Here is a 22,822-nt window from a genome sequence, read left to right as displayed (position 1 = left end):
TCCGTCCGACCCACGGAAAACCCTACCGTGAACCGAGGTCCTTATGCGCCGCTATGGCATTACCGTGCTGACCGCGTGCCTCGCCCTGTCCCTCACCCCATTCCCCGTCTCCGCTCAAGAGACGGCGACCGCCCGGGCACCCTTCTGTTATGAAGAACCCGTACAACCGAAAGCCGATGTCAGTGACATAAAGGCCGGTTTCCAGTCCACGAAGTGGTTGCAGACGATCCAAGCCGTGTACAAGCGGCGCTGGCCGAGCGGCGAAGCCCTCGCGATAGCCCAGGCCAAGGACAAGTACTTCAGCCAGTTCGTCAACAAGACCAGCTTCAACGCGCTCGCCGAGTCCCTCATGGTGGCGATCCACGAAGAGACCCACATGTGGGATCTGGATCCGTCGAGAACATCGTGGGACGTGTACGTCTCGGCGTGGATCGACGCTTCCCGCAAGGCGATGAAGGTCCCGATCCACGGCGGATTCCCCCGTCGCGAAATCCTGCCGCTGATCACGGACAGTCTCACGCGTTCGATGGACGACATCTACCTGCGGGACCAGCAGCAAGGGTCGTACCGGATGCAGGGGGTCATCGCGGAACTCAACGCCGGACTCATGGGATTGCCCGCGGCGACGGTCGTCGCGGAGTACATCCAGGGTGTCGGCGCGAGCAATTCGCGGGACATCGCGGCGACGAACATGCGCTACCTTCAGCTCTACCTTCGCGTCGCCAAGACGAAACATCCCGATTACTGGGCCAAGATCAAGGCACAGCCCGAATTGCGCGAATTCGTGCTCGTCGAATTCCTCCGGACCGCCTACTGGCTGGATCAGTCCGCGCCCCACGCCGCCAAACTCGGCAGTAAGGACGTGGCCGCGATCGTCGCCAAGAACTACGCCCCGGAGAACGTCGCGATCATCGAGGAGTTCACCGGAGCCAAGGTGAACACGGGCTCGGCCAGGAACTGCACGCTCTGACGCCGCGCACGGCTCGCCGGCGACGGACAAGGTCCGCCACCGGCGGGCCGTCCCGTCACGGCACGAAGACCGGCTGGTCCAGCACCCAGAGCCAGGATCCGTCCGGCTGACGGCGGGCGACCTCGATGGTCGCCTCACCGGTGGTCAGCGTGGACGCCGTGAGCGCGAGGTCGTCGCCCACCAGCGCCGGATGCTGCCTGCCCGGCAGGAGTTCCGGCGCGGCCGCGACGAACTCCTCGTACACCTTGCGGATCTCCGCGTGCCCTTTCGCGATGTTGCCCGGCGGGAACGCCAGCACGGCGTCCGGTTCGTACAACGCCACCAGTCCGTCGACATCGCCCGCGTTGCCCCGCTCGATGAAGAACCTGCCCAGATCGTTCGGCTCGGTGGCCACAGTCCTGCTTGTCATGGGGATGAGCCTCGCAGCGAATCACGACATCCTGTGTCGTGTATTCCGCTAAAGTTCCGGCCATGCGCGCCGACCGGCTGGTCTCACTGGTGTTGCTGTTGCGGCACCGCGGCCGCCTGTCCGCGACCACGCTCGCGCGCGAGCTGGAGGTCTCCACCCGCACCGTGTTGCGCGACATCGAGGCGCTGTCGGCGGCGGGTGTCCCGGTGTACGCCGAACGCGGCAGGCACGGCGGTTTCGGGCTGCTGCCCGGTTTCCGGACCGAACTCACCGGGCTGAACCACGACGAGGCGCTCGCGCTGCTGATCGCCGGATCGCGGCGCGGCGCGCAGGCTTTCGGCCTCGGCTCGGCGCTCGCGTCGGCCATGCTCAAGGTGGTCGACGCGCTGCCGGAAGGCCAGCGGGACACGGCGGCGGGCGCGGCCCGGCGCCTGCTCATCGACCCGGAGACCGACCTGCTCTCGCGCCGGGAGGTCACCGAGGAGGTGCCGGACGCCGTCGTCTCCGAGATCCGGCGCGCGGTGTTCGCGGGGCACAAACTGCGCATCCACTACGCGCCAGAGGGCCGGGCACCACAGTGGCGCACGGTGGATCCGATCGGCCTGGTCACCGTCCGGGACCGGGGATATCTGCTGGCCACGAGATCCGGTGAGGACCGCACCTACCGGCTGTCCCGGGTGCGGGCCGCCGAGGAACTCCCCGAACCCGCGCAACGCCCGGACCGGGTGGACCTGGACCGGACCTGGCAAGAACGCAGCACCCGTTTTCGGAGCGGCGGGGACCAGGTCGCCGTGTCGGTGCTGGTGTCTCCGGTGCGGCGGGACGAACTGGTGGGCACCGCGCTGGCCGTACTCGCGGAAGAAGTCACCGAGGACGGCAAGCTGCGCATGGAGGTGACCTTCCAGGACGCGCGCCACGCCGAATGGGCGTTGTGGCAGCTCGCCACGGACGCGGAAGCCGTTGCCCCTCCTTGGTTACGCGCTTCCCTGCGTGACCGGGCCGAGGCGATCACCGCCCGCTACGATGAGACCAAAGTCAAGTCGAGCCCGACGGCCGGGACGGGATAATCCGGCCATGACGAACGCCGCCCTGGAAAGGGCAGCCACGAGTTTCAAGGTGCTGCTGAAGGGTTACCGCGTCCGAGCAGGCCTCACGCAGGAGGAACTCGCCGAGGGGTCCGGGGTGAGCGTCCGCGCCATCAGCGACATGGAACGCGGGATCGCCAAGAGCCCGCAACGCCGGACGATCGAAGCGCTCGCCGCGCCACTGTCCTTGACCGACGAAGAGCTGACCGGCCTGCAGAAGGTCGCGCGGCAGGGCCGTGCCCCCGCACCGGCCGGGACCCCCGGTACACCCCTGATCGGCGTCCTGCCGGCGGACGTCGACGACCTCACCGGCCGCGAAAGCGATCTCGACGCGTTGCACGCCCTCGCCGCGGATCTGGGCGCCGGCCGCCGCAGGTCCGGGCGGGTCGCGATCGTCAGCGGACCTCCCGGGACCGGCAAAACCACCCTCGCGGTCCGGGTGGCGCACAATCTCGCCGAGGAGTTCCCCGACGGCAGGCTGTTCCTGAAGCTGCGCGGGATGTCCGCCGAGCACGCGAACCCGGCGGACATGCTGCATCTGCTCCTCCGCTCGCTGGGTGTCGAGGCCGTCCGCATCCCGGCCGATCCGGACGACCGGGTGAGCCTGTGCCGCTCCCTCCTGCAGGACCGGGCCACCCTGATCGTCCTGGACGACGCGGCCGACGAAGCCCAGGTCCGCCCGCTGCTGGTCGGCGGGCCGCGGTGTCTCACCCTGGTCACCAGCCGTCAGATGCTGGTGGGGCTGGAAGGCGCGAGCAGGCTCGCCCTCGACGTGTTCGGCGACGACGACGCGGTCGCCCTGCTGTCGGCCATCGTCGGGGCGGACAGGGTCGCTCGGGAGCGGCGGGAGGCGCTCGAACTGGTCGAACTGTGCGGGCGGCTGCCGCTGGCGTTGCGGATCGCGGGCAACCGGCTGGCGAGCCGTCCGACCTGGCCGCTGTCGCGTCTGGTGGATCAGCTCCGGGACCGCGGCAGGCGGCTGACCACGCTGACCGCCGGCGATCTCGACGTGCGCAGCGTGTTCGAACTGTCGTACCGCCAGCTCAGCCCGAACGCCGCCGCCGTGTTCCGGCGGCTGTCGCTCGTCCCGGCGGCGGATTTCTCGGTGGGGGCGGCGAGAACGCTCATCGAAGCGGCCGACGAGGACGACGCCGCCGTCTTCCTGGAGGAACTGACCGACGCGAGTCTGCTGCAACCGTCGGAGGAGAGCGGGCGTTACCAGTTCCACGACCTCCTGCGTGTCTTCGCGACCGAAAGACTGGCCCGCGAGGAGCCCGCTGACGTCGTCGAAGCGGCGGAAACCCGGCTGGCCTGCTGGCTGGTGCGCACCGCGACGGCGGCGGGCCGCTACTTCCACCCGACCGATGGGGTCAGCCCGCACCCGGCAGCGACGCCGTCGTTCGGCGACCACTCCGGAGCGGGCAGGTGGCTCGAGGTCGAGCTGAAGAACTGGCACGCCGCGGTCAAAAGCGTCGCCGCGCGCGGTGACCACCGGCCGGTGCTGGACCTGGCCGAATCCATGCACTGGTATTCGGAGATCGGCGGGACCGCGAGCATCTGGTACGACGTCTTCGAACTCGCCGTGAACGCGGCCATCGCGCTCGGCAGCGACCGGGAGGAGGCGGTCCACCGGAACTATCTGTCCTGGGTGCGGGCCTCGCTGTGCGATCAGGCGGCAGAGGCCGTCCGGATGGCCCAGCTGGCCTGGGACGCCGCGGTGAAGGCGGGCGACCGGCGCGAACAGGGCTGGGCACGGGTGTACCTGACGAGCGCGCATGCCAGCGAGACGTCGCCTGAACTTTTCGACGAGGCCGTGCGCCTGTTCGAAGAGGCGGACTATCCGCTCGGAGTCCATGTGGCACGGACGATGCGGGCCTCGTACTGGTACCGGGAGGGCCGGTTCGGCGAGGCCGCCGAAGAGTTCGACGCCTGCGTCCGCTACTTCGCGCCGGACCGCGGCGGCTCGCGCACTCCGGTGGACGACACCAATTACGCGTACGTGCTGCTGCGTTCGGCCCGGAACCTGGCCGCGCTCGACGCGGCCGATCGGGCGCTCACCCAGTGCGAGACGGCACTCGGCCTGTTCCGCCGTCACGGCGCGGCCATGGGCCAGGCCCGCGCGCTGCAGGAGACCGGACGGTTCATGCGGCGCCAGGGCGACCACGCGAACGCGCGCCGCCGTTTGTCCGAGGCCGAAGAGCTCTACGAACGTATCGGCCTGACGCAGGCGCGGATCGAGACGCTCAGAGAAAGAGCGGCGCTGTCCGAGGAGATGGGCGACGCGGCATCGGCCCGCGCGGACCGGGAACGCGCGATGGATCTCCGTGACCGGCTCGGTCGATCCGACGCGGGCAAACCGCAGTACGGTGCCGGCTCCTAGGTGACGTTGGTCCGATGGCACGGGCCGATCGCCGCAAGGCCGGTATCCCGCCGGCCTCGGCGTGCGCGGGGACGTCGCGGACAACGTCCCAGTCTGGGTCTGGTTGTCCGGGTGGCCACTGACAACCGGCACAAACCTAAGCCGGGGCGACGTTCGGGTCCTGCAGCCTTCCCGGCAGAACGGGCGGCGATTTCTGCCCGGTCGCTTCTGGTTGCTTCGCTGGTTCGGGAGTCGGCGAGGCAGCACATCATGGCAGGTAGTGAAGGGCTGAGTGTGGGCATGCCGAGGGGCCCGTCGCCGGTGTGGCCGACGGGCTCCTCGGGGGTTCAGCGGTGGTGCAGGGTGTTGCGGCGAGGTTGCCGGAGCGGATCTCGATATTGAGGCGGGATGAATTCCGGTAACCCGTCGGCCGCCATGCGGACTTCCCAGTCACCGTGGTGGATCAGCCGGTGGTGGAATCCGCACAGCAGCACGAGATTCCGGAGATCCGTCGGCCCGCCGTCTGCCCAGTGCACGATGTGGTGAGCGTGGCAATTCTTCGGTTTGCGATGGCAGCCGGGGAAGGCGCAGCCGCCGTCGCGGATGTTCAGCGCGCGGCGTTGGCCTGGGGTGACGAACCGGCGGAGTCGTCCGACGTCGAGGGGTTCTCCGGCGGCGCTCAGCACGACCGGCAGCATGAGGCAGTCGCAGGCGGCGAGGCGGGCTTCGCGGGCGGTCATTGTGCCGACGAAGTCGAGGCACGCGGTCCCGAGGCCGGACTTGAGTTCGTCGAGGCTGATGGTGACGTTCACCAGGGTGCGGTAGCCGCTGGTGCCGGGCTGGTCCGGGCAGGCGATCGCCAGGTCGAGGATGTCGACCCACGCGTCGCCCAGGCGCTCGCATTTCATCCGCAGATCCGCCTGCCCGAATTCATCGACGGGCCGCGGCTGGGCGTAGGCCTCCAGCGCGGCGGCGGTGCGAGCCCCGGTCTCGTCATCGAGCAACCCGGTCAGCTTCCAGAATCCGTCTTTCCGGCGCTCCAGGGTGATCTCCCGGCGCGGCTCCTTGGGTTCCGGATCCTTCGGCTCGTTCCCGTCCGGGTCCAGCAACCCGAGCAGATTCGCCTCAGCCTCCGCCAGCTGCCGGGGACCGGCGTCGCGGGCGAGATTCGCGAGGATCTTCTCCGCACTGGCCTGATCCTCAGCGGGGAGCTTCTTCAAGATCTCCAGGATCTGATCGATCCGCTCATCCCCGACCAAACCCTCGGCGGCAACCGCGGCGGTGGCGGGTGCGACAGGCGGGACTTCGGTGCCGTCCAACGCGCGGGTCGGGTTCAACGCGAGCGCCCGCTTCACCATCGGGCCTGCTTCACCGCGAGACAATCCGGCCACATCCGCGAACCACGCGGCCGTAGACCCGTAGCCGTACAAGTCTTTGACGCCCCGAGACTCGATCTCCGCCAGGAATCTCCCCAGCCCGGCGGTGGCCATCCGAATCACCCGCAAGGACTGCTGCACGCCATGGGCAAGCTCCAGCTTGCCAGCACGCCACAACTCCTGCGGCAACTCGGGAAGGAAGGTCTCGGACACCCCTCAATAATACCGCAAAACAATCGAACATGCGTTCGTAATTTTAAGCGACAAGCGAAAAGCAGAACAACACCGAAGGGTGAATCGGCCGCCGAGCGGAATCACCTAGCGCAAGGCGGCCGCCCCCCTTCGCAATTAGTCGACTAAATGCGAACCCGGCGGCCCATGCCTCCCCGGCGCGGCACTGCCGCTGTACTCGTTGAGACCGGCGACCAGCCCGGCCACATCGGGGACGTTCTCGAACCGGCGCCGGTGCACGTCGGCGATCTTCGCGCCGATCTCCGGATCGGGGTCGTCGGTGATGTCGTAGGACACGAACGTGTCGATCAGCGGAAGTCCGGCCCGGTCCATTTCGAGATGCGCTGGATGATTCATGTAGCGCTCGTAAGACGAGATGTCTTCGAGCACCGTGACGGCTCCATAATCGAATTCGCCGCCGAAGTCAGGGCCGACGACACGTGCTTTGACAACAGGAATGGCGTGGATGTGCTCACCCATCCGCGCGAGGCCCGCGGTCTTTTCCTCCTCGGTGACGTCCGCCTTGAGTGTGAACCGGATGCAGTGGTAGATCATCGGGCTTCCCCCTTTCACACGGACAGGAACTCGGCGGCGTGGTCGCGGGCGAAGTCGGTGACGTCGCGCGCGGGTTTTCCGGTCAGGTCGGCGACGGCCGTGTGCACTTCGGCGGCTTCGCCCCTGGCGTAGTGCGCGTAGTCCTCGATGAGACCGTCGATCTGCCATGGCGGGAGCAGCCCGGTGAGCGCCGCGGCGAACTGGTCGGCGGAGGTGTCGTGGAAGGCGACGTTCCGCCCCATGGCGGCTGAGAGCGCCTCCGCGATCTGGCCGTGGGTCACCGCACGCGGTCCGGTCAGCGTGTAGGTCCGGCCGGCGTGCCCCGTACCGGTCAGCACGGCCGCGGCGGCGTCCGCGATATCCCTGGTGTCTATGGCGCTGATGGCGGCGTCCCCGATGGGTGCGGCGAAGAAGCCCTGCGCGATGGTGCCGGCGAAAGCGAGCAGCGCCTGTAGATAGAGGTTGGGGCGCAGCACGGTGTACTCGATCCCGAGCGATCGGACGTGCGCCTCGACTTCCGCGTGCCAGCGCAGGAACCGCACCGGCGAGTCGGCGCGCGCCGCGTACTGCGAGAGCAGCACGAGCCGGTGCACACCGGCGTCGCGGGCGAGGTCGGCGAACCGGATCTGGAGCGAGGCGGCATCGGGAGCGGAGGGGCTGTTGAGGAACGCCGCGTCGACGCCTTTCAGCGCCGCGCGGACCGCTTCGGGATCCCGCAGGTCGGCGACGACGGTCTCGGCGCCGGGAACGGAACGAGCGGGGTCCCTGGTCATCGCGCGGACGGCGACGCCGCGGGCTCGCAGGGCGGGGATCAGGGCGGATCCGACGGTTCCGGTCGCACCGGTCACCACTACCGTGTCCATTGTGGATTGTCCTTTCTCGACAGAGTTCAACGACGGGTGGAGAAGAGTGACACCGCGAGGGCGATGACGACGAGCGCGGCTTCGCCGAGGAACGCGGTCGTGAACGAGATGTCCCCGTGTGTCCCCGCGGCGCCGATGGCGATTCCGGCGAGCGCGGCGAGCCCGACCGCGCCGCCCAGTTGCTGCGCGGCGTTCACCAGACCGCTGAGCAGGCCCGCCTCACCGTCCGCGCTGTCGCGGACCGCCATCGCGGTGGCGTTGACGGCGCCCAGCCCGAGCCCGGCACCGATCAGCAGGAACGCGCCCAGCAGGCTGGCCGAGAAGCCGCTGGTCGTCGGATCCCAGGCCAGCCAAAGGAATCCCGCGAGCAGGACGGCGAGGGCGGACGGCAGCGCGCGGGCGAGCCCGATCCGTTTCGCCAGTATCGGCGCGAGCACACTGCCCACGATGATCATGACGGCGAGCGGGAGCTGGGCCATACCGGTCGCCAGCGGGCTCATCCCGAGCACGTCCTGCTGGTACTGGGGCAGGAAGAAGAACAGGCTGGTCAGGGTGCCACCGATCAGCACCATCACCACGTTCGCGGTGACCACCGGCTTCCGGCGGAACACGCCCAGCGGGACCAGAGGACGCGAGGAACGCCGTTCGGCGAACACGAACGCGGCCAGGGAAACGACTCCCACCACGAGACCGGCGACCGTGCCGGGCGCGGTCCATCCGGTGTCGGACGCCGAGACCATGCCCAGCGCGAGCCCGGAGATCCCGAGGGTGATCGTGACGGCGCCCAGCGCGTCGAACCGGCCGGGCCTCCCCGGCACCGGCGGCACGGCGCGCCAGACGACGATCGCGCCGACGGCACCGAACGGCACCGGGGTCACGAACACCGCCTGCCAGCCGAGCAGTTCGGTCAGGGTCCCGCCGAGGAAGACGCCGACGAGACTGCCCGCTCCCGCGACCGCGCCCCAGATCCCCATCGCACGGGTGCGTTCCGCGGGCGACGAGTAGAGGCCGAGGACGAGCGAGAGCGCGGCGGGCATCAGGACCGCCGCCCCGATTCCCTGCCCGATCCGCCCGGCGATCAGCGGCCCGCCGCTGGTGGCCAGCGCGCAGAAGGCCGACGCCGCGAGGTAGACGGCCATTCCGGCCAGGAACACCTTCCTGGCCCCGAGCACGTCGGCGAGGCGGCCGCCGAGCAGCAGCAGGCCCGCGAACGTCACCAGGTAGCTGTCCACGACCACCGTGAGTTCGGCGGCGGTGAGCGCCAGGCCCTGCCGGATCGTGGACCCGGCGAGGTTCACCATCGCGGCGTCGAGGATGACCAGGAACATGGCGCTCGCCAGGCCGAGCATCGCCACTCCGCGTGAGGCCCGTTTCGTCGCTCGTACTGTCATGCCGCCACGATCGCGCGGGCACCGGTCCGCTCGCGTCGGCGACAATCACCTACTTCGCCCTCGCTAGGGTTCAGACCATGCCCACGACGTCCCCCCGCTCGCTCGTCGGCAGACGAGACGAGATCGATCGCCTCCTCGCCATGGTCCACGCGGCGGGCCGGGGCGAGGGCGGGGTGCTCGTCCTCCGTGGCGAACCGGGTATCGGCAAGAGTGCCCTGCTGGACCACGTCGAACGAGCGACGGCGGACGAGTTTCAGCTCATTCGCGCGTCCGGGTCGGAATTCGAGGGTGAACTGCCGTTCGCGGCACTGCATCAGCTGTGTGTTCCGGTGCTGGCGCACCTCGACACGCTGTCGGCCCCTTACCGCGAATCCCTCCTCGTCGCTTTCGGCCTCGCCGACGGGGCGCCGGATCCGTTCCGGGTCGGTCTCGCCGCGCTCGAACTGCTGGCGACCGCCGCGGGGACGCGTCCGGTGCTGTGCGTGGTCGACGACGCGCACTGGCTGGACACCGCGTCGGCGAGGGCCTTGACGTTCCTGGTGAGGCGGATCGCGGCCGAGCCGATCGCGATGGTGTTCGCCGCGCGTGACCAGGACCCGGTTCGCGGGCTGGACGAGTTGCCAGGGCTGACCGTCGGCGGTCTGAGCGATACGCACGCGCGGGCCTTGCTGGCCGGGGAAAAGACCGTGACGCTGGACGAACGCGTGCGTGATCGCCTGCTCGCCGAGGCACGCGGCAACCCGCTCGCGCTCATCGAACTGCCGAAGGCGGGTGGTTTCGCGCCACCCGCGCCGTCGCCGATCGCGAGCCGGATCGAGCGGAGTTTCCGGGCGAGGATGGCGGAGCTGCCGGTCGATGCCCGGCGGCTGCTGACCCTCGCGAGCGCCGATCCCACCGGCGATCCCACCCTGCTGTGGGCGGCCGCGCGGCGGCTGGACATCGACGTGCCCGCCGCGAGCGCCGCGGCCGAGGCGTCCGGGCTGATCCGGTTCGACACGCGGGCGCGCTTCTGCCATCCGCTGGCGCGCTCGGCGGCGTATCGCGCGGCGGAACCGGAGCAGCGCCACACGGCTCATCGAGCGCTGGCCGAAGTCACTGACCCGGGAACCGCCGGAGACCGGCGGGCCTGGCATCGAGCCCAGGCCACCACCGGTCCGGACGAACAGGTCGCGGCGGAGCTGGAATTGTCGGCGTCGCGTGCGCAGGCACGCGGAGGGGTGGCGGCCGCGGCGGCGTTCCTCGAACGTGCGGCGGCGCTTTCCCTCGACCCGGTCAAACAGACCGAGCGCACCCTCGCGGCCGCGCGGACCACACTGGAGGCGGGCGCGACGGACGCGGCGGCGGAACTGCTGGCCAGCGTCGACACCGAGACCTTGGATATCCCCCAGCACGCCTCGGTCGACCTGCTTCGCGGGCAGATCGCCTTCGTCCAAGGCGCGGAGGGGGCCGTCCGCGGGCCGGAACTCATCCTGCGGGCGGCGGAGCGGCTCGCCGCCGTCGATCCGGAGCGGTCACGCGAGTTCTTCGTCGCGGCACTGGAAATGGGGCTCGTGGTCGGGCGCGCCGCGGGAGTGCTGGACCGGGTTCTCGACGCGGCCCGCTCGGCGCCTCCCGTCTCAGGACCGCCGGATCTCCTCGACGCGCTGGTGCGATTGACCACCGAGGGACACCATGCCGGTGTGCCGGCGCTTCGCCGGGTGCTCACCGGCGACGACGACGGCTGGACCAGGACACCGGCGCTGGCCACCGTGCTCGCGGGCGAACTGTGGGACATCGACCTGCACGCGACGATCGTCGACTGGCTGGTGCGGGCGGGCCGGGACTCCGGATCGCCGATGACCATCCGGCTCGGCCTGTCCCAGGTCGCGCTGCACGCGGTGCTCACCGGGAACTTCGGGCGGGCGATGGCCGCGATCGCCGAAGAGGAGGCGATCGCGGACGCCGTCGGCGATCCGCCGCAGCTGTACCCGCGCGTGCACTTGGCGGCGATGCGCGGACGCCGCCGGGAAGTGCTCGACCTGTTCGCCGAGGCGACGACCCGCGGCAACGGGCAGCTGACCGCGAACGCCCATTGGGCGACGGCCGTGCTGTACAACGGCCTCGCCGACTATCCGGCCGCGCTGGACGCGGCGACCAGGGCCGTGGCGAGCGGCGACCTCTTCCTCGCCGGTATCGCGCTGCCCGAACTCGTGGAAGCCGCGGTGCGGTGCGGGAAGGACTCCGTCGCCCGGTCGGCGCTGGACGACTTGGCCGCCCGCACCGAACCCGCGGGAACCGCGTTCGCCCTCGGCATCGTGGCGGGCGCGCGGGCCATGGTCAGCGACGCGGAACCCGACCACCTCGACGCACTCCGCCAGCTGGCGGACGGCCCGCTCACGGTGCACCTCGCGCGGGCGCGGCTGCGGTACGGCGAGTGGCTGCGCCGCGCGGGCCGCCGCCGCGAGGCACGCGAACAGCTGCGCACCGCGCACGAACAGCTGTCGGAGATCGGGCTGGAGGCGTTCACCCGGCGGGCGGCCGACGAGCTGCGCGCGACCGGGGAGGTCGCGCGCAGCCGCTCCGGGCATTCCTACGACCACCTGACCATGCAGGAGACGCATATCGCGCGCCAGGTCGCGGCGGGCGCGACCTCGAAGGAGGTGGCCACCCGCCTGTTCCTCAGCCCCCGCACGGTGGACGCCCACCTCCGCAACATCTTCCGCAAGCTCGGCATCACCTCGCGCAGGCAGCTGAGGGACATGCCCGATCTCCGTGACCCGGAGCTCAGCTCTTGACCGGATACGCCAGTGACTCGCCGTTTTCGCCCGCCGCGATGCCGGCGTACTCGCTCACGAGCGCCGGGACGAGCCCGACGTCGTCGGTGGCCAGATCCTTGCCCGTCCTGGCGTCCAGCACGATCGGCTGACCACCGCCGGTCTTGCCGTAGACGGCGCCGTGCCAGGCGAGCGTGATGCTGGGAGCCACCCGGTTGGCCGCCTTGTCCGGCAGGGTCCAGAGCGGGGCCGCGGTCGCGGCGTCGTAGCCGGTGAGCACACCACCGGCGTCGCAGATGAGCACCGATCGCTCGTCGTGGCGGCAGGTTCCGTACGAGCTGGGGCCGAACTGGTCCTCGCCGTCGACCTTGCGCCTTTCCGCGCCGGTGGCCGGATCGAGGAACAGGAGCGACGAATCCCCGCTGCCGTAGTCGGTCCTGGTGAGCACGACCAGCGCCGGATCGGCGGCGACCAGGACGACCGAGGACGATCGCGCGGCGCCGGCCCATTTCTGCCCGCCGGTGGCCAGGTCGAGCGCGGTCGCCTGGACCATCGAGGAGTTCTCGGCGACGTTGAAGTCGGCGCCGACGACGACGTCGCCGTGCACGCTGCCCGCTTCGTAATCCTTGCGCTCCCACAGGGTCTTCCCGCTTGCCGGGTCGAGCGCGACCGTGACGTGGTCGTCCGAGCGGCCGTAGCGGGCGATGACGGCCTTGTCCGTGATGGCGACGACCTGGGTGACGGCGTTGCTCGCGTCGGCGTACTGGTCGTCGGAAACCTTGGTCTCGGCCTGCCAGACCTTGGTGCCCTTCTCCCGATCCGCCGCGATCACCGACAGCGCGACGTAGCCGGGCGTGGTGCCCTTTTCCGGGATGACGACCGGGACCGCGGCGACGACGAGCCGGTCGCCGACCGCGGGCGGCCGTGGCCCGGTGGTGTTGACGAACGGCCCGCTCTGGTTGTACGGGTCACCGGGCGTGCGCTCGAACGGGACGGTCCATTTCTGTTGTCCCGTCAGCACATCCACCACGTTCAACGCGGTGGGCGTGACGATGTAGCCGGTGCGATCGCGCAGTGTCATGAACAGCGAAGTGACATGGCCCGCCACGTTGGACCGCACCGCGCCCGAGGGAAGCCCGACGGGCGCGCTCTTGTCGAACGACCGGGGTGGATCGGCGGTCTTCGCCTCCGGTGTGGCGGACGCGGGCGGCTGCCCGCCGGTCGCGGGGCCGTTCGGAGCCGGGGCCGGGTCGTCGGTTCCGCAGCCCGACGCCGTGAGCACGGCCCCCAGACAGGCCACGAAGACCAGAAATCGCCGCATATGCGCACCTTCCTGCTCGATTCTCCGCTCCGATCGGAGCCACGGCAGGACGTTAGCCGAACTCGCACCCCTTGTGTGGCACTTTGCTCTAAAGTGTCACTATCAGCTGGTCACAGCGTCGTGTCGAGCCAGTGGCAGCCGCCCACGTCCGGTCCTCCGCCTTCCGCGAACGGAAGACGGAGGTTCCGTTCACGGCTCAGACCGGGATGTCCCCCGCCGTCCCCCACTGGGTGGTGAACAGGCCGAGTCCATACCAGGTCCCGTTCGACGGCCGCCACACCACGAAGTCCGCCCGCGGGTCACCACCGAAAGTGCCCGCCATGGGCACGTCACCGGCCACACCCCATTGCTGGGTCGCGATACCGAGCACGTACCAGACGCCGTTGCCCGGCCGCCAAACGGCGAAATCGGCACGCCCGTCCGCGTTGAAATCACCGGCGACCGGAATGTCGCCCGCGACACCCCATTGCTGGTTCGCGATTCCCCGTACGTACCAGACACCGTCGCTCGGGCGCCAAACCGTGAAGTCGGCGCGCCCGTCGGCGTTGAAATCACCGGCGACCGGAACGTCACCGGCGACCCCCCATTGCACCGTGGCGATACCGAGCACGTACCAGGTGCCATTACTCGGCCGCCACACCGCGAAATCGGAGCGGCCGTCACCATTGAAATCGCCGGTCAGGGGAACGTCGCCGGACACGCCCCACTGCTGGGTCACCACCGCGCCGGTGCTGCTCTGGATGATGTACCAAATACCGTTGCTCGGCCGCCACACGGCGAAGTCGGCCCGATGGTCGCCGTCATAGTCCGCGGCGACCGGCACGTCGCCCGAGACACCCCACTGCTGGGTCACGACACTGCCGTTGCTGCTGCGGATCACATACCAGACACCGTTACCCGGACGCCAAACCGCCTTGTCGGCGAACCCGTCGCCGTCGAAATCCGCGGCGGGTTTCTGAGACGACGGCGAGGCGGCGATACCGATATCGTCCGCGCCCGCGGCCGGTGGCATTACGAGCAGGCCCGCGAGCAGACCCGCCAATGCCGTACCCAGCCCAATGGATCTTCGCATTTTGCCGGAACCTCTTTCCGTTCGGTGGACGTACTCTTCCCAGCCCGCGCTTTTTGACCGAAGATACGGACCGGGGCAGTTCCAGCCTGACACCGGCGGCATGGCCGTGTCAGCAAGGATTCCGTCCAGCGGACCGCGCGAGGGGATTATCAGTGGAGACCAAGAGAAGAGCCAGAAGCGTCCTCGAAGGCGCCTTCACCCTATTGGATGCCTTGGTGCGGCATCAAGGTGAAGCAGGATTGACCCAGCTGGCCAATTCCTGTTCGATACCGAAATCGACGGCATACCGATTACTCGAGCAATTGACCGCACTGGAGGTTGTCCAGCGCGACGAAAACCGCTATCGCGTCGGCGCGCAGGCATTCCGGCTCGGCCAATCGTGGCAGCCCTATCCGCGGCTGCTTGACCTCGCGCGCGGCGAACTCCGCCGTCTCGCCGCGGCCACCCGGGCGAGTTCGGTACTCGCCGTACCCTGCGACGGCCGCATCCTGATCGCCGCCGCCAGCCTCACCCGGCCGGAAGACGGCGTCCTTCTCCGGCCCGGATCGACCGTGCCCCAGCGCACCGGCCGCATCTGCCCCACCTGGCAAGCGCAACACGAACTCGTCGCCGTCGAAGCGTCCGTCAGGCTGCCGACCGGCCGGACGGTCGGCTCGATCGCGACCGTGCTCACGCTGCCCCAGTCACCCGCCACGATGTCCGACACCGTCGCCCGCGCCGCCCGTACCCTCGGCGCGGCGCTGGCGAGCTGAGCGACGTGCGCGGTCTCGCGCTACGGTCCCTCCGTGACACCTGCCGATGCCCGCGGAGGCCTTCGACGTGTACGACCATGAACGTCTCCGGTAGGAACGGATACGTGGCAGGGGACGATCTACCGGGCTGGCTGCACGGGTGGTGCGTGGATCACCTGGGAGACGAGCCGGTCGCCGTGCTGTTCGAGGCACGGTCGATGTCGGCGGTGTTCGGGCTGCGGTTGGCCACCGGGCGCGAAGTCGTGGTAAAGGCGCGGGAAGACGACGGCCGCGCCGCGCCGTGTGTCGCCGCGCAGGCCCACTTGGCCGATCGGGGGTTTCCGTGCGCCCGGCCGATCACGTCCGTGACGGGCGTGGGGACGTTGGCCGTGCACGCCGAGGAATCCAGGCCCGGCGGTGAACTGCTGCGCGGTGACTCACCGGACGTCGCCGCGCGCTACGCGGCGGTGTTCGCGCGGCTGATGACCGGACTGGCCGACGTCACCGTCTCGCCACCACTACCGAATCCCCGCTGGATACGGTGGGACCACACGGATCCCGGGTTGTGGCCGTCCATCGACGACCTCGATCGGCGGGATCAGGACACCGTGCCCGCGTACGTCGTCGAAGCGGCCGGACGGATCCGCGAACGGCTGCTCGCCACCGGACTGCCCCGCGTGCTCGGCCACGCCGACTTCGAAGCGCAGAATCTCCGCTGGCGCGACGGCCGCATCTGGGCCGTGCACGACTGGGACAGCCTGGCGTGGCAGCCGGAGGCGGCGCTGGTGGGAGCGGCGAGCGCGGTCTTTCCCAAGACCGGGCCCGCCTTGCTTCCGCCGATCGCCGGCTCCGAGGCGTTTTTGGCGGTCTATCAAGACATCCGGGGCCGCCGGTTCACCACCGAGGAGCAGAAGGTCGCCTGGGCGGCGAGCCTGTGGCCGGCGGCGCACGACGTCCGCTGGGAAGCGCTGCACGGCGCTCCCCCGGGTCCGTGGGACGTCGTCCGCGCGCAGATGGCCGAACGCCTGCGCCGCGCGAACGCCTGAGAGGAGGTCGGCGCTCAGTGCTTCGGCACCTTGCCGATGGCGGCGGTCGCCAGCGCGGTCACCCCGTCCTTGACCGGCGCGCCGTCGGTCTGGTTGGTGTAGTCGACGTGGTACACGATGTTGCGATACCGGGCGGTGACCGCCACCGCGTGGCCGCGTTTCCCGTGCTCGACGAGCAGCGCCTCGTCCGCGCCCGGCACGTTCACCGCGACCCCGTTCCGGACCCGGCGTTTCAGGTGTTCCGTCGCGGCGTCCACGCCGGATTTCGTGCGGGTGGCGTGGTAGACGTAGCTGGTGACGATCACGTGCGCCGCCCGGACCTTGTCCTTGATGAAGGTCTTGGTGTTGTTCCAGACGCACTGCCCCTGCGCCAGGGAATCCGAGGTCGAGTTGTTCGATCCCGCCTCGAAATCCGTCCGGCCGGGGATGTAGCGGGCCACCTCGCTCTTGTCGAAGACGGCGCAACCGATCGGCGCCTTCGCCACGTCCTGCGAGGCGTCCACGGGCGGTGGCGCGTCGGAATCGCCTTCCCTGATGAAGAACCAGTAGCCGCCGAAGGCCAGCCCGAGCACCATGACGGTGCCCAGCGCCAGCAGCACGATCAGCAGCCCGGTCTTCTTCTTGCGAGGTGGCTGCTGGTGGTACTGCCACCCCGGTTGCGGCATGGGATACGACCCTGGCGGACCGGGCTGGCTCATCGAACTCCCTCGGGCGTCTTTCCTCGAAGCGGCGCCGCGGGCATCCGGTCCCCTCGACACCGAATGCCCGCGGCGCCCCCTGCTCCGGTGACGCTAGGCCGATCGCGGCTCCCGGGGTGTCAGGTGAACGCCTTACATCGAAGCCTCGTTGAGCTCGGCTAGCGTGATGACACCGTCGTCGAGTGCCCTGGTGACGAGCTGGCTCTTGGTGCGGGCCTCGCGTCCCACGTTCGAGTACTTCACGCGCACCCTGGCGATATGCGTGTCGACGGTCTTGACCGTGATGTGGAGTTTCGCGGCGACGAGTTCCTTGGAGGAGGCGGCGAACCATGCCCGCAGTACCTCGATCTCCCGTGGGGACAGGCGTGGCCTGCCAGGGGAGTCGTCCGCGGCGAGCGCGCCGGACAGGGACGGCGCCGTGTACGTCTGCCCGACGGCGACGGCCCTGATCGCGGGGACGAGGTGCTCAGGCCCTTCCCGTTTGGTCAGATACGCGAGCGCGCCGAGATCGATGCATTTGATCGCGGTGGCGTTGTCCGCGTGCTGGGAGTACACGACCACGCGGCGGCCGCTCTCGACCAGGCGGCGGAGTTCCCCGAAATCCGGTTTGCGGGGCACCAGTTCGAGATCGAAGATCACCACGTCGGCGGCGGCGCCGGGGCCGGTCCACACGTCGGAGAGGCGGGCTCCGGCGTCGACGAGACCGATCGGCGGGGCCGCCTGTTCACACCAGTACCGCACTCCCGCCGCGATCGCCGCGTGATCGTCCACGATCACCGCCGTGATCAGCTCTCCGCCGGCTGCCATTGGGCCTCCATCCAGACTGTTCCGTCACCGTCGAAGATCTCGATCCGCACATCAGGTGTCCTCGGCGTGGCCGCGATCGGCTCGGCGCAGTCCGCGACCACGTTGACCGACACCGTTCCGGGGCTTCCGACCACGGTGACCCGCGCCCAGGATCCGGCCGTCGCCAGCGCGGTGAGCGCGGCGTCGGTGAGGTCCCGCCGGACGGCCACGGGTGGCACGGGCCAGTGGCCGCGCACGTCCAGGTCGACCTCGACGCCTTTGCGGTCGGCGATGTCCGCGCAATGTCTCAGCTCGTGCAGCAGCGGGTTCTCCACCGCGTCGGTTTCGGCGAACAGCCTGCGCATCCGGGCCGCTTCGATCGCGCATTCACGCTGTACCAAGGGATCCGAGGGCGCGAGCGAACCGTCCGCCAGCCCCGTCAGCAACGGCACGGTCGTGTCGGCGAGCTCGGCGAGCCGCTGCTTGCGACGGTTGTGCGCGCCTGCCGCGACGGCCTCCGCGGTGCGCAAACGTTCCAGTTCCCGGGTGGCCTCGGCCGCCCGCGCGCCGATCCGGCCCAGCACGGCCGCGACCACGGCGACGCACAGCGGAAGACCGATCACCGTCACCGAACCGGTGACGAACCGGGCCAGCAGGCCCCGGCTCACGTCCTGGAACAGCACCAGGTTCGCCAAGGCGAGCGACTCGTGGGCCAGCAGGAAGGCCAGCATCGTCCGCAAAGGACGGTCGAGCAGGACGACGACGCCGACCCAGTTGGCCGCGCCGAACATCCAGTCCACTGTGGACGCCGTCTTGCCGTCCGGCAAGGTCAGGTACGCCAGCGCGGACGCGGCCAGCACGACCGCGACGGCAGGCCACCGCGCCACTCCCCACGGCCGCCGCCGGACGACCAGCACCACTTCGACGGCCAGTACCGCGGTCAGCGCGGCCAACGCGGCGAACTGGACCGCGGGGAGTTCGTGGGATTTCAGGCCCCGCACCAGATTGCTCGTCCCGAGCACGTCCACGGTGAGGATCGCGACGAGCAGCGCGGCGATCCGCAGGCCGCGCCTCAGCTGGTCCTGGGTCGCTTCGCCGCCGCTCATGCCGCCCACTTCAGCCGGACCACGGTGCCCGCCCCTTCGGCGGAGGTGATCGTCGCCGTGCCACCGACCCGGTTCATCCTGCCGTGCACGGATTCCCGCAGCCCGCGTCGCGCCGTCCCCCGCTCGCCGACGGCGAATCCCTTGCCCTCGTCGGAAATCTCGACCGAGACCGCCCGCGCGTCGCCGCGCAACCGGACTCGTCCCCGATCCGTCCCGGCATGGCGGCGCACGTTGTTGAGCGCTTCCCGGACGGCGCCGGCGATCGCACCCGCCACCTCGGACGGCAGCGGCAGCAGCGGCGGCGCGTCGAGCTCGACGGTCAGATGACCGGCGCCGAGGTCCGCGCGGAGCAGCTCGACGAGGTCGGCCTCCGCCGATGTCCGCCCGTCGCCGAGGAAACGCAACCGGGCCAGGTCGCGACGCGCCTGCGGGGCCAGCCACTCCGCGTCCGGGGGCACCTGCCCGAGGCCGACCATCAGCAGGGTGGTGGCCGCCGTGTCGTGCAGCGAGTTCGCCAGCTCACGTTCCTCGGCGCGGACCGCTTCCGCCACGGCGGCCTCTCGGCGCGCCTGCTCGGCCTCGGCCGCCGTGCGATCGGCGCGTTCGGCGGCGCGGGTGACGAGCACCCAGGCCACCCTGGACATCGCGGCCATCGCCGGCACCCACACCTGTGACGCGCTCAGGTTGAGCCCCGCGGCGGCGAAGACGACGAGCATCCCGCCACCGGCGATCAGCGCCGCGAGGGCACCGGTCAGCAGCGGGGTGTGCCATTGCCAGGTCACGCACGCGAAGACGACCAGGAGCCGGAGCCAGCCCGTGTTGCCGTCCGCCTCGGCGTCGGTCCAGAAGACGGTGAGACACAAACCCAGCAGCACCGCCACGTCCACGGCGATCGGGGCCCGCCGCAGCCACCATCCCTGCGCACAGGTCCAGACCACGGCGACGGCGACCACCACGGCCGTGGCCGCGAACTCGGCGGGCGAGGTCCTGAGCAGGCCGATCGCCGCTATGGGCGGCAAAGTCGCGACCCGCACGACGACGGCGTACCGGTGTCCGAAACCGGTCAGCAACCGTCCGGCCTCCCCCGCCACCCGACACCTCGCCAACCGTCGAACCCGGCAAACCTCGCGCGGGTGACCATACCGGCAGCCGAGGCCGGGTGGTGCCGATTCCGGATGACCAGCGCGTGGGCTCAGTGCTCGCCGGGGGTGATCAGTCCGGTCTCGTAGGCGATCGCGACGAGCCGCGCGCGGTCACGGGCGCCGAGCTTGCCGAGCAGGCGGCCGACGTGGGTGCGCGCGGTGGCCGGGCTCATGTGCAGGCTGCGCCCGATCTCGGCGTTCGACTGGCCCGCCCCGACCTTGGCGAGGACCTCGCGTTCCCGCGCGGTGAGCGTGTCGAGCGGCTCGGCCGAGCCTGGCTTCGGGCTCGCCGCCGCGGCCCGCATCACCCGGCGCGTCACGGAAGGGGAGAGCAGGGCGTCGCCGCGGGCGACGGTCCGCACGGCTCCGCGCAGGTCGTCCGGGCTAGTGTCCTTCAGCAGGAACCCGGCCGCGCCCGCCCTGATCGCGTCGAGGATGTGTTCGTCGGTGTCGAAGGTGGTGAGCACGACGACCCGCACCTGCCGCAGCTCCGGGTACGCGACGATCCGGCGGGTCGCCGCGATGCCGTCTTCGCCCGGCATCCGGATGTCCATCAGCACGACGTCGGGACGCTCCCGCGCGACGAGCACGACCCCTCCGGCAGCGTCGCCCGCTTCTCCGACGACGGTGATGTCGTCGGCACGTTCCAGCAGGGACCGGAGCCCTTCCCGGACCAGCGGCTGGTCGTCCACGAGCGCCACGCGGATCACGCGCGTCCTCGCACGGGGATCCTGGCCTGGACCACGAACGATTCGCCGGGCCGGGACCGGACGTCCAAGTCGCCGCCGAGCAGGACCAGCCGCTCACGCATGCCGGCGATACCCCAGCCCGCCGAGGCACCGTCGGGCGCTTCGCTGCCGCGGCCGTTGTCGGTCACGCTGATCCCCACGGAGTCCTTGTCGTAGTCCAGTTCGATGAGCACGGTACTGGCATCGGCGTGCCTCAGCACATTGCTCAGTGCCTCCTGGATCATCCGGTAGGCGGTCACGTCCGCGATCGCGGGCAGCGAGACCGGTGTGCCGGTGGTGCGCACTCGTACCTCGAGTCCGGCGCCGGTGGCGGTGCCGACGAGGACGTCCAACCGGTCGAGCCCGGGCGCCGGGGATTCCTGGGCCCCCTCGGGTGCGCGCAGGGCGTGCAGCGTCGCCCGCAGCTCCTCGCCCACGTTCCGGCACGCCGCCCGAGCCGCCGCGAGCGAACGTCCCGCCGTCTCGGGGTCGTCGGCCAGCGCCTCCCTCGCCACGTCGGTGTGCAGTGAGATCACCGATACCGTATGCGCCATGAGATCGTGCAGGTCCCGCGCGATCCGCACGCGCTCTTGCTCGACCCGGGCCGCCGCCTCGCGCTCTCGCTCCAGCTGGGCGGCCTGGGCTTGTTTGACCAGTTCGGCCCGCCAGCCGCGCCGGGAACGGAGACTGTCGCCCAGCGCGATGACCGTCGCCATCAGGGCCGCCGACGTCGGCACCTCCAGGCCGAGCAGGAAACCGAGGTCGTCGCCCTGGCCGATCCGCACCACGGTGGAGATGGCCAGCAACCCAGCGGCCGTGCCGACGGCCCAGTACAGGCGGCCGTACTCGGTGGCCGAGAACAGCGCCGCAGCCACCGGCACGGCGAGACCGATCGGCGGGTAGGACAGCATGTAGTAGCCCAGGAGGGCGACGGCCGTGACGAGCAGCGTCGCGACCGGCCGGCGTCGGCGCACCAGCATCAACGAGCCGAACACCGCTCCGAACGCGTAGGCGGCGAGCCCCGGCGAGGACGGGCCGCCCACGTTCGCGGCGACAGCCGTGCCGACCGCGACCAGCACGAGCATGCCGAGACCGAGATCGACGAGGAACCGGCGTGCGCCGCCGGGTCCGGCATCCTCTGTGGACTGTCCGATGGCCACGATCCCGCCCCTTCCGGTTCACTTCCGCCGACGTAGTCCCGGAACCATCTTGGCCAGCAGCCAGGCGACGGCGCCGCTCGCCGCGCCGGTGAGCACCCCGGTGAGCAGACTGCTGCCGAACGCGAAGATCCGCAGCACCACTGCCTCCGTGGCGGGCGACAGCGTGCCGGCCAGGTCGCCGCCGAGACTCGGTGGCCCGCCGGGGAACGCCTCGGTCCACAACAGCTGATGGGTGATGCCGAGCAGGACACCGTGGACCAAGCCCACCATGAGCAAGGTGAGGAACGGATTCGGCACCCGGCGCCACAGCACGATCGCGAGCCAGATGGCGAGCGGCACGAACACCAGCAGCGCATTGCCCGCCGGCCCCACCAGGCCGAGGTCGTGCGCGACCACCCTGGGTACGCCGAGAGCGGCGAGGCCGAGGATTCCCGGCAGGGAGACGCCGAGTGACGGACGAACCCCGCCCTTCACGCCTGCCCTCCGGGAAGCGAGCGCGCCCGGTGGTAGCGCAGGAAACCGATGAAGGCCAGCGTCGCGGTGACCGCCGCGGCCATCAGCCGGAACCAGTGCCCGGTCTCGAACTCGGCCGCCGTCTGCCGGAGGAACTCCACGGAATGGGCGGCGAGCCCCTCCTCGAACATGATGTCGTTACGCGGCCAGAAAAAGAGCACGGAGAACAGGAATTCACCGGCCACCAGGGTCGTGAGGCTCCCCGTGATCCACCACCTCGCCTGCCGCGACCGGCGCAGCAGGAGCAGGGTGACCACGGCCGCCACCACGGTGACCGCGCCCATCGGTGGAAAGAAGTCTGCCGGTCCGGTGACCACGAAGAAATCCGTCGCCTTGGCCAAGGACGCCGGGGCGTCGTGGAAGACATTCGGATAGATGACGATGGTCTCGACCGCGATACCTCCGAACGCCACCATGGCGATCCAGACGTAGGCGCCCGAAACGGCAAGGGAAATGCCGTTGTGTCGCAAGTACTTCTCCGCTCGTCGGGAAAGGAACCATTACCTCGTCGAAGGTATGTCCCCTCC

General features: G+C 70.2%; 21 protein-coding genes. 6 read left to right on the top strand and 15 right to left on the bottom strand.

The features are described 5' to 3' along the window. Positions 1-235 precede the first annotated feature (235 nt). A complete protein-coding gene (locus ACFVM3_RS28500; RefSeq protein WP_378443056.1) occupies positions 236-970 on the top strand; it encodes a hypothetical protein in 735 nt (244 codons plus the stop codon). Between the two features lie 55 nt (positions 971-1,025). Here the strand turns inward: ACFVM3_RS28500 and ACFVM3_RS28495 are convergent, their stop codons facing one another. Then, a complete protein-coding gene (locus ACFVM3_RS28495; RefSeq protein ID WP_126729979.1) occupies positions 1,026-1,364 on the bottom strand; it encodes a nuclear transport factor 2 family protein in 339 nt (112 codons plus the stop codon). Positions 1,365-1,441: 77 nt separating this feature from the next. Between ACFVM3_RS28495 and ACFVM3_RS28490 the strand changes: the two genes are divergently transcribed. Together ACFVM3_RS28490 and ACFVM3_RS28485 are read left to right on the top strand one after the other, a co-directional pair. Continuing rightward, positions 1,442-2,446 (top strand): helix-turn-helix transcriptional regulator, encoded by a 1,005-nt coding sequence (locus tag ACFVM3_RS28490; protein WP_378443055.1) that lies wholly within the window; start codon positions 1,442-1,444, stop codon positions 2,444-2,446. A gap of 7 nt (positions 2,447-2,453) precedes the next feature. Beyond that, the gene (locus ACFVM3_RS28485) at positions 2,454-4,844 is read left to right on the top strand and encodes an NB-ARC domain-containing protein (protein WP_378443054.1); all 2,391 of its coding nucleotides are present in this window, start codon (positions 2,454-2,456) and stop codon (positions 4,842-4,844) included. A 326-nt stretch (positions 4,845-5,170) separates the two neighbouring features. On the opposite strand, the gene ACFVM3_RS28480 is transcribed toward ACFVM3_RS28485, so the two are convergent. From ACFVM3_RS28480 to ACFVM3_RS28465, 4 genes are all read right to left on the bottom strand, one after another. Then, entirely contained in the window at positions 5,171-6,412 is a 1,242-nt protein-coding gene (locus tag ACFVM3_RS28480; RefSeq protein ID WP_378443053.1) for a DUF222 domain-containing protein, read from the bottom strand. 135 nt (positions 6,413-6,547) lie between these two features. Further along, positions 6,548-6,985 (bottom strand): Dabb family protein, encoded by a 438-nt coding sequence (locus ACFVM3_RS28475; protein ID WP_378443052.1) that lies wholly within the window; start codon positions 6,983-6,985, stop codon positions 6,548-6,550. Positions 6,986-6,999: 14 nt separating this feature from the next. Then, positions 7,000-7,848 carry an SDR family oxidoreductase gene (locus ACFVM3_RS28470; RefSeq protein ID WP_378443051.1) on the bottom strand — a complete coding sequence of 283 codons (849 nt, stop codon included), beginning with the start codon at positions 7,846-7,848 and terminating at the stop codon, positions 7,000-7,002. Between the two features lie 26 nt (positions 7,849-7,874). Continuing rightward, a complete protein-coding gene (locus ACFVM3_RS28465; protein ID WP_378443050.1) occupies positions 7,875-9,239 on the bottom strand; it encodes an MFS transporter in 1,365 nt (454 codons plus the stop codon). A 77-nt stretch (positions 9,240-9,316) separates the two neighbouring features. On the opposite strand from ACFVM3_RS28465, the gene ACFVM3_RS28460 reads away from it, so the two are divergent. Next, positions 9,317-12,013, top strand: coding sequence for an AAA family ATPase (locus tag ACFVM3_RS28460; protein WP_378443049.1), 2,697 nt, complete (start codon positions 9,317-9,319; stop codon positions 12,011-12,013). Here the strand turns inward: ACFVM3_RS28460 and ACFVM3_RS28455 are convergent. Continuing rightward, positions 12,003-13,313 carry a PQQ-binding-like beta-propeller repeat protein gene (locus tag ACFVM3_RS28455; protein WP_378443048.1) on the bottom strand — a complete coding sequence of 437 codons (1,311 nt, stop codon included), beginning with the start codon at positions 13,311-13,313 and terminating at the stop codon, positions 12,003-12,005. The genes ACFVM3_RS28460 and ACFVM3_RS28455 overlap by 11 nt on opposite strands. 196 nt (positions 13,314-13,509) lie before the next feature. Next, positions 13,510-14,385, bottom strand: coding sequence for an FG-GAP repeat domain-containing protein (locus tag ACFVM3_RS28450; RefSeq protein WP_378443047.1), 876 nt, complete (start codon positions 14,383-14,385; stop codon positions 13,510-13,512). Between ACFVM3_RS28450 and ACFVM3_RS28445 the strand changes: the two genes are divergently transcribed. Together ACFVM3_RS28445 and ACFVM3_RS28440 are read left to right on the top strand one after the other, a co-directional pair. Next, positions 14,355-15,137, top strand: coding sequence for a helix-turn-helix domain-containing protein (locus ACFVM3_RS28445; protein WP_378443046.1), 783 nt, complete (start codon positions 14,355-14,357; stop codon positions 15,135-15,137). The genes ACFVM3_RS28450 and ACFVM3_RS28445 overlap by 31 nt on opposite strands. Positions 15,138-15,214: 77 nt before the next feature. After that, positions 15,215-16,162 carry a phosphotransferase gene (locus ACFVM3_RS28440; protein ID WP_378443045.1) on the top strand — a complete coding sequence of 316 codons (948 nt, stop codon included), beginning with the start codon at positions 15,215-15,217 and terminating at the stop codon, positions 16,160-16,162. Positions 16,163-16,176: 14 nt separating this feature from the next. On the opposite strand, the gene ACFVM3_RS28435 is transcribed toward ACFVM3_RS28440, so the two are convergent. The 8 genes from ACFVM3_RS28435 to ACFVM3_RS28400 form a co-directional block, all read right to left on the bottom strand. After that, complete coding sequence (locus tag ACFVM3_RS28435; protein ID WP_378443044.1) at positions 16,177-16,827, bottom strand: hypothetical protein; 651 nt, start codon at positions 16,825-16,827, stop codon at positions 16,177-16,179. 165 nt (positions 16,828-16,992) lie between these two features. Next, complete coding sequence (locus ACFVM3_RS28430; RefSeq protein ID WP_378443043.1) at positions 16,993-17,667, bottom strand: response regulator; 675 nt, start codon at positions 17,665-17,667, stop codon at positions 16,993-16,995. Beyond that, positions 17,646-18,752 carry a hypothetical protein gene (locus ACFVM3_RS28425; protein ID WP_378443042.1) on the bottom strand — a complete coding sequence of 369 codons (1,107 nt, stop codon included), beginning with the start codon at positions 18,750-18,752 and terminating at the stop codon, positions 17,646-17,648. The genes ACFVM3_RS28430 and ACFVM3_RS28425 overlap by 22 nt, the downstream gene beginning before the upstream one ends. Continuing rightward, positions 18,749-19,843: a sensor histidine kinase gene (locus ACFVM3_RS28420; protein WP_378443041.1), complete on the bottom strand. Its 1,095-nt coding sequence runs from the start codon at positions 19,841-19,843 to the stop codon at positions 18,749-18,751. Before ACFVM3_RS28420 ends, ACFVM3_RS28425 begins: the two co-directional genes overlap by 4 nt. A 101-nt stretch (positions 19,844-19,944) precedes the next feature. Beyond that, positions 19,945-20,604, bottom strand: coding sequence for a response regulator (locus ACFVM3_RS28415; protein ID WP_378443040.1), 660 nt, complete (start codon positions 20,602-20,604; stop codon positions 19,945-19,947). After that, positions 20,601-21,782, bottom strand: coding sequence for a histidine kinase (locus ACFVM3_RS28410; protein ID WP_378443039.1), 1,182 nt, complete (start codon positions 21,780-21,782; stop codon positions 20,601-20,603). The genes ACFVM3_RS28415 and ACFVM3_RS28410 overlap by 4 nt, the downstream gene beginning before the upstream one ends. A gap of 18 nt (positions 21,783-21,800) precedes the next feature. Next, on the bottom strand, positions 21,801-22,256 hold the full coding sequence (locus ACFVM3_RS28405; RefSeq protein ID WP_378443038.1) for a hypothetical protein: 456 nt from the start codon (positions 22,254-22,256) through the stop codon (positions 21,801-21,803). Then, positions 22,253-22,765 (bottom strand): DUF1772 domain-containing protein, encoded by a 513-nt coding sequence (locus ACFVM3_RS28400; RefSeq protein ID WP_378443037.1) that lies wholly within the window; start codon positions 22,763-22,765, stop codon positions 22,253-22,255. Before ACFVM3_RS28400 ends, ACFVM3_RS28405 begins: the two co-directional genes overlap by 4 nt. Positions 22,766-22,822 lie beyond the last annotated feature (57 nt).

This window comes from Amycolatopsis sp. NPDC057786, assembly GCF_042797905.1.
Taxonomy (GTDB): domain Bacteria; phylum Actinomycetota; class Actinomycetes; order Mycobacteriales; family Pseudonocardiaceae; genus Amycolatopsis.
The sequence above is the reverse complement of the archived record's forward strand: the minus strand, read 5'-3'. Positions and strand labels throughout refer to the sequence as shown.

Coding starts and splice junctions, on each gene's coding strand:
- ACFVM3_RS28490 (WP_378443055.1), top strand. CDS start 1,442: ATGCGCGCCGACCGGCTGGTCTCACTGGTGTTGCTGTTGCGGCACCGC.
- ACFVM3_RS28485 (WP_378443054.1), top strand. CDS start 2,454: ATGACGAACGCCGCCCTGGAAAGGGCAGCCACGAGTTTCAAGGTGCTG.
- ACFVM3_RS28475 (WP_378443052.1), bottom strand. CDS start 6,985: ATGATCTACCACTGCATCCGGTTCACACTCAAGGCGGACGTCACCGAG.
- ACFVM3_RS28470 (WP_378443051.1), bottom strand. CDS start 7,848: ATGGACACGGTAGTGGTGACCGGTGCGACCGGAACCGTCGGATCCGCC.
- ACFVM3_RS28465 (WP_378443050.1), bottom strand. CDS start 9,239: ATGACAGTACGAGCGACGAAACGGGCCTCACGCGGAGTGGCGATGCTC.
- ACFVM3_RS28460 (WP_378443049.1), top strand. CDS start 9,317: ATGCCCACGACGTCCCCCCGCTCGCTCGTCGGCAGACGAGACGAGATC.
- ACFVM3_RS28455 (WP_378443048.1), bottom strand. CDS start 13,313: ATGCGGCGATTTCTGGTCTTCGTGGCCTGTCTGGGGGCCGTGCTCACG.
- ACFVM3_RS28445 (WP_378443046.1), top strand. CDS start 14,355: ATGCCGTACCCAGCCCAATGGATCTTCGCATTTTGCCGGAACCTCTTT.
- ACFVM3_RS28450 (WP_378443047.1), bottom strand. CDS start 14,385: ATGCGAAGATCCATTGGGCTGGGTACGGCATTGGCGGGTCTGCTCGCG.
- ACFVM3_RS28440 (WP_378443045.1), top strand. CDS start 15,215: ATGAACGTCTCCGGTAGGAACGGATACGTGGCAGGGGACGATCTACCG.
- ACFVM3_RS28435 (WP_378443044.1), bottom strand. CDS start 16,827: ATGCCGCAACCGGGGTGGCAGTACCACCAGCAGCCACCTCGCAAGAAG.
- ACFVM3_RS28430 (WP_378443043.1), bottom strand. CDS start 17,667: ATGGCAGCCGGCGGAGAGCTGATCACGGCGGTGATCGTGGACGATCAC.
- ACFVM3_RS28425 (WP_378443042.1), bottom strand. CDS start 18,752: ATGAGCGGCGGCGAAGCGACCCAGGACCAGCTGAGGCGCGGCCTGCGG.